The organism is Arthrobacter sp. AD-310, from assembly GCF_054656615.1.
In genome coordinates this window covers 37,305-51,678 of record NZ_BAAHNO010000022.1, presented here as the reverse complement: position 1 = coordinate 51,678, position 14,374 = coordinate 37,305, and the positions used below count along the sequence as shown (strand labels likewise).

Below are 14,374 nucleotides of genomic sequence, written 5' to 3'. Positions count from 1 at the left end.
TGCATCAGGTAAGCCGGGTCACATTCGAGACCGCGTTCCCGCACTTAGGCCAAGGCTTTGCTGTGTTCCTGCCCGGTTCCAGGGACGCGAAAATCCACGGAACCGGGCAGGGCGGGCAGCTTAGTAGACGTCCTTGACGTAACGTCCTTGGCTTTTCATGGACTGCAAGTAGTCGTGCGCTCTTTCGGACGTCATTGCACCGTGGCTGATGAGCACCGCCAACAGGGCTTCGTCGATGTCAGGTGCTATCTGTTTGCCACCGCACACGTAGACCGAAGCTCCGCCCGACAGCCAGGCAAAGACGTCTTTACCTTCTTCGCGGATCCGGTCCTGGACGTAGACCTTGCCCTGTTGATCCCGGGAGAAGGCCAAGCTGAGGCGGTCCAGCACTCCATTGGTCTGCAGTTCTTCCATTTCATCCTGATAGAGCCAGGACGGCTTCTCATGGCGGTCCCCGAAGAGCAGCCAGTTTCGTCCCCGGGCCTGTGAGACTTCACGCTCACGAAGGAAGCCTCGGAACGGGGCAATTCCGACGCCCGGGCCGATCATGATCACATCAGCTGAGCTGTCGTCGGGCAGGTGGAACTCGTGAGCCGGCAGTGGGAACACTTTCATGGCCGTCTTGGTCTCCGCGGCGGACTGGAGGAAACCGCTGCACGCGCCCGAATGCCGGCGACCGGCAGCCTCGTACCGTACGGAAGAGACCGTCAAGTGGACACGGTCACCGTCAGCAAGGGGACTTGATGCGATGGAGTAAGACCGGTGCTGCAAAGGCCGCAGCATTGAGATGAACTCGTGCGGATCAACATCTGTTGATCTCGTTTCCTGCAGGACGTCCAGCATGTCCCGTCCCCACAGCCAATTCTCCAACGCCAGGCGATCACCGGACTCGACGAGGTTCCGCACGGGATGATCGGGCGCGAGGTCTTCAACCAGCCAGGCCACGATGCCCAGATGGGGCAGCCGAAGCTCATAGTCGTTTTGAAGGGACTCGCGTACCGTCTTGCCGTCGTCACCGAACACCTCGCTTCCCTCGAGGCCCAGGAATGCGAGGAGGTCATCGACGAGCTCGCCGGAGTTGGCCGGGATTACGGCGAGTGAGTCACCCGGCCGGTAGTTGCGGCTGTCGCCGCTAACCTCCAGCTCATAGTGCCAGACCTCTTTTTCGGACTCCGGAGCGCTCAGGAGGCGGGCCTCAACCACAGTGGCCGTATCAGGTTCCCTGCGGGTGGTTTTCGGCTGCTCAGCGGGCCTTGTCTCCGGGGCGGAGGAGCCTTCCGGGGTTTTGCCTGGCTTCCTGGGAACAATTGTCTTGAAGGTCTCAAGCATGCCCTTGACCCACTTGCCCGACGTCAGGTCATAGTCGACATCGCAGTCAAGGCGGTCAAGGATCCGCTTGCCGCCGAGTTCACCAAGACGTGTGTCAAGGTCGATACCGGCCTTGCAGAAGTCTTCGTACATCGAGTCGCCAATGGCAAGGACCGCGAAGGGAACATCCTCAAAGAGGTCTGGGCCGACGCTTTGAAGCTGGTCCCAAAACGGTTGCGCGTTGTCCGGCATGTGGCCGTTGTCGTGTGTGGCTGTAACGATCAGCAGCCGGTCCTTGCGTGCTGCTTCTTCAGGGGTGAGCATGTCGAGGCTCATCAGTTCGGCTGCATAGCCCTGGCCGTTTGCCTTGTCCACGATCTTGGATGCCAGGAATTCTGCGTTCCCGGTCTGGCTGCCGTAAAGCACGCTGAGGGTCTGCACAGCACTGTCTGTTGCACCCGAAACTTCGGAAGAGATGCCCTGGTCGGTGCGGACCAGTTCCCCTGTCTCAGTTGTCACGATCAGTCCTTACAAAGACGGTTTTGAGTTCGGTGTAGGCCTCGATGGCTGCCTGGCCCAGTCCGCGCCCGATGCCGGACTGCTTGAAGCCGCCGAAGGGCGTTTGCATCCGGATCGAAGAGTTGGAGTTGACGGACAGAGCTCCGGACTCCACGCCCCGTGCTGTCCTGAGTGCCTGGCCTACATCGTTTGTCCAGATGGAACCGCTGAGTCCGTAGATGGAGCTGTTCGCCAGGGCGATGGCTTCTTCCTCGGTGTCAAAGGGGATGACGGAGGCGATGGGGCCGAAGATCTCATCAGTTGCCACCCGGCTCTTGGGGTCCGGCGCAATGACGATCCGCGGTGCCATCCAGAAGCCGGGACCCTCCGGTGCCTCGCCCGCGGTGACAACGTTCAGTCCGTCACCGAGGAAGCTGGACACGGATTCGCGGTGGCTGGCCGATACCAGGGGGCCGAGATTTGTTGTGGCATCGAGCGGGTTACCGATCTTCAGGGCGCGGGTCGATTCGATGAACCCTTCAACGAACTCGTCGAAGACTCCCCGCTGCACGAGAAAACGGCTGCGGGCGCAGCAGTCCTGACCGGTGTTGTCGAAGACGGACATAGGCGCCGCCTGGATGCACTTGGCAAGGTCAACGTCGTTGTACACGATGCTGGCGGACTTGCCGCCGAGTTCCAGGGTGACCCGTTTCATCGTCTTCGACGCTGCCTGGATAATCGACCGGCCGGTTTCGGTGGAACCGGTGAAACTGACCTTGTTAACGCCGGGGTGTTCTGCAAGGGCGTTACCGACGCGTGCCCCCGAGCCGGTGAGGATCTGCAACGCGTCGCCGACAACACCCAGTTCGTTCACGATTTGGCCGAGACGGACTGTGGACAGCGGGGTGAGGGCAGCCGGCTTGACGATCACGGCGTTGCCGCAGGCGAGGGCAGGGGCGATCCCCCATGACGCGATCGGCAGAGGGAAGTTCCACGGGGAGATCACCGCTACGACGCCCATCGGCTCGCGGAAGGTCATGCTGATGCCACCGTCGACGGGAATGGTATCGCCGAGGATCTTGTCGATAATGCCCGCGTAGTACTTGAAGCACTCGGCTACTCCGAGCACTTCCTGCCGGGCGGCGGCCAGCGGTTTGCCGACGTCGGTTGACTCGAGCAAAGCCAGCTCATCGCTGTGGGCGATGACAGCGTCCGCGATGGCCCAGAGGGCATCACGGCGTTCGGCGATAGGCTTCCGCGCCCAGATGCTTTGTGCCCTCCGGGCACGTTCGACGGCGACGTCGACTTCTGCCAGGTCGTGCGAGGGTACTTCGCCGATCAGTTCCTCTGTGGCGGGGTTGTAAACGGAAATGGTGCTGCTCATACTCGGGTGCTCCTTCAGGAGAGTGGTCTTCGTCGGAAGATTCCTAGTTCCTATGTGAAGTCTGGGAAGCTCCGTTATTACCGAGCATGCCCGGCACTCGGTCAGATGAGCGAGTGCGACGGGCACCACATCAAGGAGAGGCATGTGCAATCTGCACACCGTCAGGCTCCGCAGGGGAACTGTGCATTGCGACCATTTGTAGTGGAGATAGTGTGCAGGGCCGACACAATGGCGGATCATGCGGCACTCTAGGCTGTAACGCAGTTCACAGAAGGTGTGGCAAGGGGGCCACGCCTGAGAGTGGATCTCAGTGATGCTGTGCGTTTCATGCCCTGTCGAAAGCATCGCGGGTAACTAGCTTCTAACGTCCGGGAGGGACGAATTGGCAACTAAGAATGTTGAATTTGAGCCGGTGGATGCGGGACCCAATGGAATCCTGAGCCCGGATAAGCTATTGGGCCGCGGGCTCGGCGTCGGATCCATCGTATTCATGGTCATCGCGGGTGCCGCGCCGATGACAGCTGTCGTGGCGGGCTGGCCTGTGGTGGTCTCTGCTTCGGAAGGTACCGGCGGCCCGCTGTTTTTCCTGATCGCCACAGCGATCCTGTTTCTGTTCGCCGTGGGTTTCACGCGAATGACACCCTACGTGAAGAACGCGGGGGCCTTCTACTCGTACATTCAGACAGGCCTCGGCCGCGGCATGGGGCTGGGTGCATCAACCTTTGCCCTGGGCACGTACCTGCTGCTGTTTCTCGCGCTGTGTTCGTACCTGGGATCGGCGGCCCAGACCACTGTCCATGATCTGGGTGGTCCGGATCTTCCCTGGTGGCTGTGCAGTTTGGTGCTGATGGCAACCTGCGGTGCCCTTGCTTACCGGGACGTGGAGCTCTCCGCCAAGGTGCTGGGCGTGGTCCTGGTCATCGAAACGGCCGTTCTGTTGACAGTAAATATTGGGGTGGTGGTGCATGGCGGCGCAGAGGGCTTGAGCGCCGACTCACTGTCGCCCGCGCGCCTGGGTGAAGGTGTACCCCCACTGGGCGTAATGTTCGCCTTCTTCTCATTTATCGGCTTTGAAGCGACCGCTGTATTCCGTAACGAAGCGCGGGACCCCGACCGGACCATTCCCCGTGCAACATACATCGCTGTTCTCGGTGTCGGCATCTTTTACACCTTCACTGCATGGGCCATGCAGGCGGGCGTTGGCGACAGCCAGATCGTCGAAGTGGCAACGGACGATCCCACGAGCATCGTGGTCGGTCTGGCTGGCAAGTACGTCTCCCCTATCCTTGCCACGCTTCTTCAGGTTTTCCTGATCAGCAGCCTCTTCGCGTGCATTCTGACATTCCAGAACGTACTCACCCGCTACCTGTTCACCTTGGGATCGCAGGGTGTGCTGCCCGCAACGCTTGGCACCGTCCATCCCCGCCACCGCGCTCCGTCAAAGGCTTCCCTAACTGTTTCGATTGTGGCGATTGCCCTGCTTGGGATCGAGGCGCTCATTGGCCTTGACCCGGTGACGGAGGCCTACACCTGGTTCTCGGGTTCAGCAACACTTGGTGTGGTGGTTTTGATGGCTCTTACGTCATTTTCCGTGCTGGTGTTCTTCAGGAGGAAGGCGAGGGGAAAGCTTTGGGCCACGCTGTTCGCCCCGGCGCTTGCGGTGACCGGTCTCGGTGGGATCGTCTTCCTGGTCCTGCAGAACTTCGGTCTGCTTGTCGGCGGTGACCTCGCTGCAGGCATCCTGCTGTCGGTGATGGGAGCCCTGTTCGTCGGAGGTTTGGTGACCGCCCTGCTTATGCGTTCGAGGCGGCCTGATGCCTACGCCGCGCTTGTGCCGGCCGTCGCCGACCACGAGCACGAACCGGCAGAAAGTCCGAACTCCGCCACCGCGGAATAGGAGCTGAACATATCCCGCCTCCGGTGCGTGTGTTGTCGCCAATGACGACGACGCTCGCACCGGAGGCTCTGCCGCGGTGAGCCCGTTCAGGCCATCGCGGCAGCGCCACAAAAAGATCCCGCCGCCACGCCTGAGGAGTTTTCCATTCCCATGAGCGCTCTGTTGAAGCAGACGATTGACCGGAAGTACCCCGTGGCCGCGCATGGCCGGGGAGTTTATTTGTATGACTCAGACGGCCGGCAGTACCTGGACGGTTGCAGCGGAGCCATGACTGCGAATATCGGTCACGGGGTGGAAGACGTCGCAGAGGCAATGGAAGAGCAGTGCCGCCGAGTGGCCTTTACGTACCGGACCCAGTTCACTAATCTGCCCGCCGAGGCCTTGGCGCGGCGTCTCACCGACCTCGCCCCCGGCGACCTTGACTGGGCCTTCTTCGTCAACTCTGGATCAGAGGCGTCCGAGTTCGCCATCCGGACAGCGGTCAGCTACTGGCGGGACCGAGGCATGCCGGGCAAAGTCAAAGTCCTCGGCAGGAACATCAGCTACCACGGCATGACCATGGGGGCCCTCTCCATGTCCGGACACGCAGCACGCCGCCCCGACTACGGGCCCTTGTTGCATGCGCTCTCCTTCGCCCCGCCCGCCTACGCGTATCGCTTCGGGCAGCCGGGCGAAAACGAAGAAGCGTACGCGCAGCGGGCTGCGACAGCCTTCGAAGATGCCATTCGGGATGAGGATCCGGACACAGTCGCAGCAGTCATCGTCGAACCAATCGTAGGAGCCGCAGGCGGAGTGCTGATGCCTCCGGCCGGCTATCTCGCCCGGCTGCGCGAAATCTGTGACCGGTTGAACGTGCTGCTGATCATTGATGAGGTCATCACGGGAATCGGGCGGACGGGAGACTGGTTCGCGAGTTCCTACGAGAACGTCGTGCCGGACCTTCTCCTCATCGGCAAAGGACTGAGTGCCGGTTATTACCCTGTTGCCGGTGTCCTGCTGCGAAGCCATATCGTCGCGGCGCTCAGGGAGGGCAGCGGCGTCGCTCCTTTCGGGCACACCTTTTCAGGGAACCCACTGGGGGCAGCCACATGTCTGGCGGTTCTGGACTTTATGGAACGCAGGGACGTCCTCGCGAACGTACGGCGGCGTGGGAAGCAGCTGGAAGCCGGGCTGCTATCCCTGGCAGCAAGGCACCCCTGTATGGGAGATGTCCGGGGCCGCGGCCTGCTGTGGGGCTTCGAGTTCGTGATGGACCGGGAAAGCAGGCGGGCACCCGATCCTGCCCTCGAAGCGGCCACCACCTTTGTGCAGGAATGCCTGGCCCAAGGACTCATTGTCTATCCTGCCGGGATCGCTCCGCTGAACAACGCCGCAATACTGTCGCCGCCCTTGGTGATCACCGAAGAAGAGACCCGGATACTGCTAACAAAGCTGGAAGAAGCCCTCCGCGCCATGGAACGTCACCTTCGGCAGTGGTCGGCTGTGGCGGAGAACCGGAGCGGATCCCGGGTCGGAATCGGACACTGACCTTTTTCCCGGCCAGCCTGCTGGTCATCATGGGCCGGGGCTGGTCACCTTGCACATAGTGGTCGTAAAGGCTGTTCCCTCCACACACTGTTGAAACTCAGCCAGGGCTGAAGATGGTCGAAGCGACCGTCTGCAAGGGCCTCACCATCAAGGAAGCCAAATGACTACACCGATTCTTGCCGCCGTGCTGGAAAAGCCCGGAACCCCTCTCCGGATCCGCGAGCTCCTGCTGGATGATCCGGAGGACCATGAGGTCCTCATCCGGACGGAGCGCGTGGGCCTTTGCCATAGCGATCTGCACTACCTGAAGGGGTCATTGGATATCTCGCTGCCGGCTGTCCTCGGGCATGAAGTCGCAGGCATTGTCGAGCGCGTCGGCTCCGCCGTCACGAGAGTTAAGATCGGTGATCGGGTCGTCGCAACGGTCACGCCATCCTGTGGGGTATGCCGCAGCTGCATCAGCGGCCGGCCGACCCAGTGCGAACGAGTCGACTCGATGCGCGAGCGGCGCCGGCCCAGGCTCCTCTCACCTGATGGATCAAGCGTTGAGTCGCTTGGTGGTATCGGGGCATTTGCACAGGCCTTCCTCGTGAAAGAGGCATCGGTCGCGGTTGTCGGCTCGGATCTGCCTGCCCACGTTGCGTGTCTTCTCGGTTGCTGCGTCAGCACAGGAGTTGGCGCGGTCATTCACGGGGCAAAGTTAGGCCCAGAGGACACTGTTGCCGTGATCGGTTGCGGCGGTGTAGGAATAGCGGCCATTCAAGGTGCCCGACTGGCCGGCGCACGACGAATCATTGCCATCGACGCCGTGCCGGCGAAGCTGGAACTCGCCCGCAAATTCGGTGCCACGGACGCCGTTGCCTCGTCAACTGATTCGACGGAAACTCTCAGCCAGGTCCGGTCGCTTCTTCCCCAGGGTGTTAGCCATGCGATCGAAGCCGTGGGCCGCAGCCAGACAGCGGAACTTGCCTTTTCGCTCCTGAGCCCGGGCGGAACCGCCACCATCCTCGGTCTCATGCCCACGGGGTCGGAACTAAAGATCCCCGCGGATGCTCTTGTCTACGGTGACCGGCACCTGCAAGGCGCCTATATGGGGGCGAACCGGTTCCTCAGTGATGTCGACATGTTCACGGACCACTACCTAAACAACCGGCTGGACCTCGATGCAATGGTTACAAAGCAACTCCCCTTCGAACAAATCAATGAGGGATTCGAAGCTATGGCGGAAGCGTCGACCATCCGCGTTGTGCTGACCATGCCGGATTAAATCCTTGACCCGGACAACTCGTGGATCGTCGCGGCGGCAGCCCGGTCCGGCAACCATTTCATGACCTTGCGCCCCGCGAGGACCGGAACGAAAGCTGTGCAGTGTGGCGCTGTAGATACTCCCGGACATCAACCGCGAATACCGCAAAAACGAAAACCAGAGGAACCAGCCAAAATGACTGCTGAAGGACTAGCACAACTGACCGATATTGCCCCCGACCTTGTCGAGCAACGCGCCTTTGTTGATGGCACTTGGCAGCAGCTCGAGGAGAGCGGCCGCTACCTCACAAACCCGAATACCGGCGAAGCCCGGCAGCCGATGCGCAAGACCGCCAAAGTTGATGTTGAGCGCGCCCTCGCGGCAGCGGCGACACTGCACTGGTCCGGGAAGCTTGAAGACATCAAACTCCGGGAACGTCTTGAGATCCTGACGAAGGTAGCTGCAGCTCTCGATGCCCAGAGCGAAGAAATTGCGCTCCAGGACAGCATCAATACTGGAGTCCCTATCCGGACCACCCGCCTGATTGCTGGTGCACTGGGAGACAGAGTCCGTGGAACTATTGCTGAAGCGGAACAGCTTGGGGAATCGGAGACGCTTGACCAAGAAAGGTCTGTGGTCATCCTGCGCAAGCCCCTCGGCCCGGCCCTCATCGTAGGTCCCTGGAATGCCCCAACGTTTACCGTGGTGGGCAAGGTGGCGGCAGCCATGGCGGCTGGGTGCCCCGTCATCCTTAAACCCTCCGAAAACGCCCCCAGCGGTTGCCAGCTCTTCGCCGAGGCGATCGTGTCTGCCATGACCGAACTGAACTACCCGAGCGCCGCGTTTCAGCTGGTGCACGGAAATTCGGAGACGGGGTCACTGCTGACGTCGGACCCCAGGATCGAGGCTCTGTCGTTCACTGGCGGCGATTCCGCAGGCCGGACGGTCGCGCAGGCTGCGGCGTCCAATCTGGCGGTCATGCAGATGGAGCTCGGATCCAACAATCCCGTGATCATACTGGACGATGCCGATGTCAGCTCAGCGGCACAGTCCATCGTGCAAGGCATGACCCGTCTCAATGGCCAGTGGTGTGAGGCGCCCGGCAAGATACTGGTTGACCAATCGATTCATGATCGTTTCGTCGAAGCTATGAAGCTTGAGCTTAGTAAGCTTCGGGTCGGAAATGCCTTGGACGAGGCAACGCAGGTGGGTCCCCTGGCGTTTGAACGGCAGCGTGACGGCTTGAAATCCTCCGTGAATCGACTCCTCGGGCTGGGGGGAAAGCTCGTCACGGGCGGCGACCTTCCTGATCTTGACGGATGGTTCATGGTGCCGGGGGTGATCGTCGGGTGCGCCGCCGAGGCTGCAACGGAGGAGCTATTCGGGCCCCTGGTCACGGTACATGCCGTGCACTCGGTGGAGGAGGCCCTTAGCCACGCAAACGGTCCCGCAACCGGTCTGGATGCCTATGTATTCGGTGGCAACGAATCTAGGGCGGTGGAAGTGGCCTCCCGTATTCGTGCCGGTGAGGTCCGCATCAACGGCACCTTCATGAGCGACTTGGCCAGCAATTCCCGCCAAAGCTTCTGGGGTACGAGCGGTATTGGAGGCCACGGTCCCCAGTACGGTGTGCGCTTCTTCACCGGCGACCGGGTCGTTGGCGTGGACAAAGCAGACCTCCCGCTCTAAAGGCTTCCGACTACAGCAAACAAAAGCCAGCCCCGGCGGGGCTTCCAGCAAAAGAATCCGGAACCGTGACCCGCAGCCAAGAAGCGGGTCTTCCCAGACTCCAGGAATGTGAGCGAGTCGGGGACGGTCGACACGAGAGAGTCCTTTAATGACAGATACTTCAACGACAGATGCGGGGCGTTTTTCATCGCTGAGTTCCCTTGAGGGCGCTTCAGCAGCGATCCCATCCTTCGGAAGCGACCTGGTTGATTTCCGCAGGGAAATGCATGCAGACCCTGAGGTTGGCCTGCACTTGCCCCGCACCCAGGCCCGGGTCCTTGAAGCGCTCAAGGCTCTCGACCTCGAAGTAACCCTCGGAGAAGCAGCCTCCTCCGTGGTTGCGGTACTGCGCGGTGGTGCCACCGAGGCCCCCCTCGGGGCCCGCCCAGCTGTACTGCTCAGAGGTGACATGGACGCACTTCCCGTCGCAGAAAAGACAGGATTATCCTTTGCCTCGACCAATGGAGCGATGCATGCCTGCGGCCATGACCTGCATACAGCCGGTCTGGTTGGCGCTGCCCGCTTGCTCTCGTCCGTACGTGAGAGCCTGACGGGTGACGTCATTTTCATGTTCCAACCGGGGGAAGAAGGGCATGACGGGGCGCGCATTATGCTAGAGGAAGGCGTTCTTGGCGCAGCAGGCAGGCGACCGGATGCGGCCTACGCCCTGCATGTCGTTTCGGACGTCCCGTCAGGCGTGTTCACAACCCGTGCCGGCTCCTACATGGCTGCCTTTGGAGATCTGACTGTCAAAGTTATCGGGCGTGGTGGGCACGGTTCTCGTCCTTTCCAGGCTCTGGATCCCATCCAGGTTGCTGCCGAAATGCTGGGCGCGCTACAGACCTACATCACGCGGCGATTCAACGTTTTTGATCCCGTTGTACTGTCCGTGGGTCAATTCCATGGCGGTTCCGCCTCTAATGTCATACCTGAATCGGCCGAATTCAGAGCCAGCGTCCGGTCTTTCAGCCAAAGTGTGGAAGCGCGACTCGCACAGGAGTTGCCGGATCTTATCCGGCAACTTGCGGCAGCTCATCGACTGACAGCCGAGGCAACGTTCACTCCAATAATGCCGGCGACCGTTAATCACGACAGTGACGCGGAACTCTGGGGCAAGATTGCACGCACGTTCTTTGGAGAGCAGCGGTTTGTACAGAGTCCGTCCCCTAGGACCGGCTCTGACGATTTCTCCCGAGTCCTTGCGGAGGTCCCCGGAGCATACGGGCACCTCGGAGCAGGGTCTCCGGATATTGACCCCACAGAGTGGGCTCCCATGCATTCGCCCCGGGCAGTGTTTGACGACGGTGTCCTGGTCGACCACGCACAATTCCTTGCCGGCGTGGCGCTTGCAAAGCTCAAGGAGCTCGAGGTCATGGGGTAGCGTCGGGCGCAGCTTCAGGGAAGGGTACGGGACGTGCCCGGCGAGCATCAAAGAAGGCATAGGTCTGCTTGCACTGCCAACGCACAGGCGACATCGTCGTCAACTTGTGCCCTGATTTCTCGTGCATTTGCTCTACACCCCAATCTGACGTCGACTCCCGTGCTGAATCCCGTCAGGATAGAGTCCGATTTCGAGGTAGACGCCGCAGATCACGCTGCTCACAGACCTCAACCGGACACTTCCTCGCTGCTGTGGTGGTCTCGCAGACATCAGCCCGGCTACGGCTTGCCAAACTCCTGTATATAGGGAGCGAAAACCAGCTCTAAGCCAGTGCCCTAGCGACGTCGTAGCCAGCTGATTTCAGTAGGTTGTTCCGGGCCCGGTCGTACCTTCTGGTGGTCCGGGGATCGGCGTGGCCCATGCTGTCCTGCAACGCATGCAGCGAGGTACCGCTGTCCAGGGCAATCGTGGCGAACGTATGCCGCAAACTATGCGGGCTGATCTGGCCTTCCACGCCGGCCGTGCGTGCCAGGCGCTGAATTGTCCTGAACGCCTCCGAGCGGTGCCAGGGCCTGCCCGTGGATGTCGTGAAGAGTGGAAGGCTCTGTGGTTGGCCAAAGACCAGATCAGCACCATTGGTGCCCAGATAGCTGTTCAGCGCCACCACCGCCGGCGCCGGCACCGCGACTTTGGCGCTCCTGCCTCCCTTGCGCCGGATGTTCAGTGTCCGGTGCCCGGCGTCGTGGCCGTAGTCGGCAGTGCTCGCCTGGAGCGCTTCGCTGATCCGGATGCCGGTGAACATCAGCAGGCTCACCAGGGCGTAGGAGCGCAGGCTGTCTCGCATGGCGACAGCCAGCAGCGCCTTCGCCTGCTCCCGGTTCAGCCCCTGCGTCGAAGAATGATCAGCATCGACAGCGGGCCGGTTCACCGTGCTTACCGGATTGCGGTCAGCCACTCCCTCGGCGATCGCGTACCGGTAGAAGCTCGATAGCGCGGCAAGAGTCCTCGCTACCGTCGAGGGCGCCCCCGCCAGGGTGTGCCGGAAACCATCAACATGCACCCGGCGGACGGTCAGCAGATCAAGCCCCAGCCCATCGAGCCAGGTGCAGTAAGCCTTCAGATTTCGAGTGTAAGCGGCGAGCGTGTGACGCGAATTCTGCGCCAATTGCCAGGCGGCAATAATACTGGCGTGTCGTTCTGCATTTCCGGTAGGAGCAGTGTTATAAGCAAGGTCCATTACCCAAGCCTCTCACGCCACCCACAACATAACCGACATTATGATGTGCTTTCTGAGCGTGTCCTGTGAATTCTGAAAAGTCGCTGTTTTCACTGCTCTACCTATTGACGCAACGCGTTCGTCTTTAGTAGGAACTTTTACGAACAGAAAAAAGTAGTCGGTAAGTGTGGACTACTTCACGACTACTTGTTAATATCCAGCGGCACTGACGCCTATGCTGATGGCATGGCCGAGCCAGAGATATTTCCTCCTGAGCTCCGTCCACCTCTGGACGTTGTGCTCGCGCAGCCGGTAACTTCGCTGCCGGGGAGCGGCGCACTCCCCGGCGGCAGCTGGTATGAACCAAAGTTCGATGGCTTCCGCTGCCTCATCATCGTGGGCGACACCGTCTCGGTGTGGTCTCGCCAGCGCAAGGACCTCACGCGCATGTTCCCCGACCTCGAAGCTGCTGCGAGGAACCAGGTGCCTGGGGGCTGCATCATCGACGGTGAAGTGGTCATCTGGAACAACGGCCGGCTGGACTTCGACGCGCTGCAACAGAGAATGGTCACCGCCAGGGCAGCCCTGCCAGCCCTGGTACGGGAGATGCCTGCGTCCTTTGCCGCGTTCGATGTGCTCGCCGTTGCCGGCCAGGACACCAGACGCGTGCCCTTGACCGGCCGGCGTGCTCTGCTGGAGGAACTCGCCAGGGACTGGGCGCCGCCGCTAAACCTCTCCCCCGGCACCACGGATCCTGACGTCGCCGCCCAATGGCTGGAGGACCTGCCGGCCACCGGAGTGGAAGGGCTGGTCATCAAAGGAAAAGCGCAGCTATACGACGGCGGAACCAGGGCTTGGTGGAAGCTCAAGCATTATGACGTTGTGGACGTGGTGTGTGCCGCAGTGATCGGCCCGGTGTCTCAGCCACAGGCTGTCGTGGTGGGGCTTCCCGTCAACGGCAGGCTGCGCATTGTCGGCAGGTCGACCACTCTCCCCGCACGGACAGGACGATTGCTGGGGAGCCAGATTGAGCCAGCCCGGACCGGGCACCCGTGGCCTGAAGAGATCACCGAGACCACGCTGAACAGGTTCAGCAAGGAACGGGGTCGAATAAGGCTGACGCTGATCGAATCGGTCGTGGTCGAGATCTCGGCCGATGTCGCCTGGTCAGGAACATCGTTCCGCCACCCGGTTCGTTTCCTGCGGACCCGTCCGGAGTTTGATCCCTCCGACGTTGAAGTTCCGGAACTCCTACAGGGCCGATGATCGGCGGCTATCAGTATGTTCCCCGGCAAACCGATTCCTCAGCGGCGGCACGGTGAAAGCACCGACGCTAAGCAGCGCAAAGCCGACGATTGCAGGGTTCATCCAAAAGGGAACCATGTCGTAGCTGGCATTGCACTTATTGCTCAACGGGAAAAGGTTCCTATTCGCATATTCGGCGTGCGCCATTCTGTATTCCTGGTCATAGACCTGATGATGATTAAGCTCGCAGGACTCCGCATCATCAAGACCCCCGACAAAGATTCCGAAAAACAAAAGGACAGAAACCATGAACGCGGAAAAGATCCCGAGCGCAATCCAGCCGGGAGTGATCCGATGCCCCGCAGACGACTTCGCGGTTCTTTTCCCCATAACGCCCTTTTGTGATTTCTCTACGGCCGACGGACCGAGAGCAGCTGGTCATCTTCGCTAAGCAGCTCCCGGACTTTAGCGAAGGCAGCATCGTAATCAGGGGCTTCGACAGTGACGGCTCGATACTCAGCCTTAGGGTCGCTCTTTGAGTTGATCAGTGCGATAAGTTCCACCCGTCAACCCTAAACCCTGCTACTTCTGCGCCTCGTTATAGGCATCGACGATGGCCTGGTTGAGCCTGCCCCGCGCGTTGGGCTTGTACCCATTCTCCTGTGCCCAGTGGCGGATCAAGGAAGTCTGGCCGCCGCGGGACGCCGGTGCTGACTGCCGAGCACCCTGACTGCGGCGGGCGCTGACCTTGCGCCCCTTGGCTATGTAGTCGGAAAGACATGACCGCAACTTCCCGGCATTCTCCGTGGTCAAATCAATTTCATAATCTGTGCCATCGACACTGAAGTGCATGGTTTCCTGGGCCGTTTCGCCAGTAATGTCATCAACCAGTTCAATTTGGACTCGCTGCGCCATATGGTGTTACCCCGTGATATTCGAATAGG

11 protein-coding genes are annotated in these 14,374 nt (G+C 60.8%); 6 read left to right on the top strand and 5 right to left on the bottom strand.

Features of this window, described 5'->3' with window-relative positions; translation table 11 throughout:
* Positions 1-120: 120 nt before the first annotated feature.
* Entirely contained in the window at positions 121-1,827 is a 1,707-nt protein-coding gene (locus tag ACYQ1Z_RS13960; protein WP_459793130.1) for a diflavin oxidoreductase, read from the bottom strand.
* Entirely contained in the window at positions 1,817-3,190 is a 1,374-nt protein-coding gene (locus tag ACYQ1Z_RS13955) for an aldehyde dehydrogenase family protein (protein ID WP_459793129.1), read from the bottom strand. Before ACYQ1Z_RS13955 ends, ACYQ1Z_RS13960 begins: the two co-directional genes overlap by 11 nt.
* A 382-nt stretch (positions 3,191-3,572) precedes the next feature.
* Here ACYQ1Z_RS13955 and ACYQ1Z_RS13950 point away from each other — a divergent pair, with 382 nt between their 5' ends.
* The 5 genes from ACYQ1Z_RS13950 (at position 3,573) to ACYQ1Z_RS13930 (ending at position 10,969) form a co-directional block, all read left to right on the top strand.
* On the top strand, positions 3,573-5,087 hold the full coding sequence (locus ACYQ1Z_RS13950) for an APC family permease (protein WP_459793128.1): 1,515 nt from the start codon (positions 3,573-3,575) through the stop codon (positions 5,085-5,087).
* 150 nt (positions 5,088-5,237) lie between these two features.
* Positions 5,238-6,614 carry an aminotransferase family protein gene (locus ACYQ1Z_RS13945; protein WP_459793127.1) on the top strand — a complete coding sequence of 459 codons (1,377 nt, stop codon included), beginning with the start codon at positions 5,238-5,240 and terminating at the stop codon, positions 6,612-6,614.
* A 160-nt stretch (positions 6,615-6,774) separates the two neighbouring features.
* Positions 6,775-7,881, top strand: a complete 1,107-nt coding sequence (locus ACYQ1Z_RS13940; protein WP_459793126.1) for a Zn-dependent alcohol dehydrogenase — start codon at positions 6,775-6,777, stop codon at positions 7,879-7,881.
* Positions 7,882-8,055: 174 nt separating this feature from the next.
* Positions 8,056-9,549, top strand: a complete 1,494-nt coding sequence (locus tag ACYQ1Z_RS13935; RefSeq protein WP_459793125.1) for an aldehyde dehydrogenase family protein — start codon at positions 8,056-8,058, stop codon at positions 9,547-9,549.
* A gap of 148 nt (positions 9,550-9,697) precedes the next feature.
* Complete coding sequence (locus ACYQ1Z_RS13930; protein ID WP_459793124.1) at positions 9,698-10,969, top strand: M20 metallopeptidase family protein; 1,272 nt, start codon at positions 9,698-9,700, stop codon at positions 10,967-10,969.
* A 322-nt stretch (positions 10,970-11,291) separates the two neighbouring features.
* Here the strand turns inward: ACYQ1Z_RS13930 and ACYQ1Z_RS13925 are convergent, their stop codons facing one another.
* A complete protein-coding gene (locus tag ACYQ1Z_RS13925) occupies positions 11,292-12,206 on the bottom strand; it encodes a tyrosine-type recombinase/integrase (RefSeq protein ID WP_459793123.1) in 915 nt (304 codons plus the stop codon).
* Between the two features lie 225 nt (positions 12,207-12,431).
* Between ACYQ1Z_RS13925 and ACYQ1Z_RS13920 the strand changes: the two genes are divergently transcribed.
* Complete coding sequence (locus ACYQ1Z_RS13920) at positions 12,432-13,451, top strand: ATP-dependent DNA ligase (protein ID WP_459793122.1); 1,020 nt, start codon at positions 12,432-12,434, stop codon at positions 13,449-13,451.
* Here ACYQ1Z_RS13920 and ACYQ1Z_RS13915 read toward each other — a convergent pair.
* Together ACYQ1Z_RS13915 and ACYQ1Z_RS13910 are read right to left on the bottom strand one after the other, a co-directional pair.
* Entirely contained in the window at positions 13,437-13,820 is a 384-nt protein-coding gene (locus ACYQ1Z_RS13915) for a hypothetical protein (protein WP_459793121.1), read from the bottom strand. The two genes, ACYQ1Z_RS13920 and ACYQ1Z_RS13915, sit on opposite strands and share 15 nt — an antisense overlap.
* A 192-nt stretch (positions 13,821-14,012) precedes the next feature.
* Positions 14,013-14,345: a histone-like nucleoid-structuring protein Lsr2 gene (locus tag ACYQ1Z_RS13910; RefSeq protein ID WP_459793120.1), complete on the bottom strand. Its 333-nt coding sequence runs from the start codon at positions 14,343-14,345 to the stop codon at positions 14,013-14,015.
* Positions 14,346-14,374: the final 29 nt, after the last annotated feature.

Excerpts from the sequence above, each read along its gene's own strand:
- ACYQ1Z_RS13910 (WP_459793120.1), bottom strand. The coding sequence starts at position 14,345 with ATGGCGCAGCGAGTCCAAATTGAACTGGTTGATGACATTACTGGCGAA.
- ACYQ1Z_RS13955 (WP_459793129.1), bottom strand. The coding sequence starts at position 3,190 with ATGAGCAGCACCATTTCCGTTTACAACCCCGCCACAGAGGAACTGATC.
- ACYQ1Z_RS13930 (WP_459793124.1), top strand. The coding sequence starts at position 9,698 with ATGACAGATACTTCAACGACAGATGCGGGGCGTTTTTCATCGCTGAGT.
- ACYQ1Z_RS13945 (WP_459793127.1), top strand. The coding sequence starts at position 5,238 with ATGAGCGCTCTGTTGAAGCAGACGATTGACCGGAAGTACCCCGTGGCC.
- ACYQ1Z_RS13915 (WP_459793121.1), bottom strand. The coding sequence starts at position 13,820 with ATGGGGAAAAGAACCGCGAAGTCGTCTGCGGGGCATCGGATCACTCCC.
- ACYQ1Z_RS13935 (WP_459793125.1), top strand. The coding sequence starts at position 8,056 with ATGACTGCTGAAGGACTAGCACAACTGACCGATATTGCCCCCGACCTT.
- ACYQ1Z_RS13920 (WP_459793122.1), top strand. The coding sequence starts at position 12,432 with ATGGCCGAGCCAGAGATATTTCCTCCTGAGCTCCGTCCACCTCTGGAC.
- ACYQ1Z_RS13925 (WP_459793123.1), bottom strand. The coding sequence starts at position 12,206 with ATGGACCTTGCTTATAACACTGCTCCTACCGGAAATGCAGAACGACAC.
- ACYQ1Z_RS13940 (WP_459793126.1), top strand. The coding sequence starts at position 6,775 with ATGACTACACCGATTCTTGCCGCCGTGCTGGAAAAGCCCGGAACCCCT.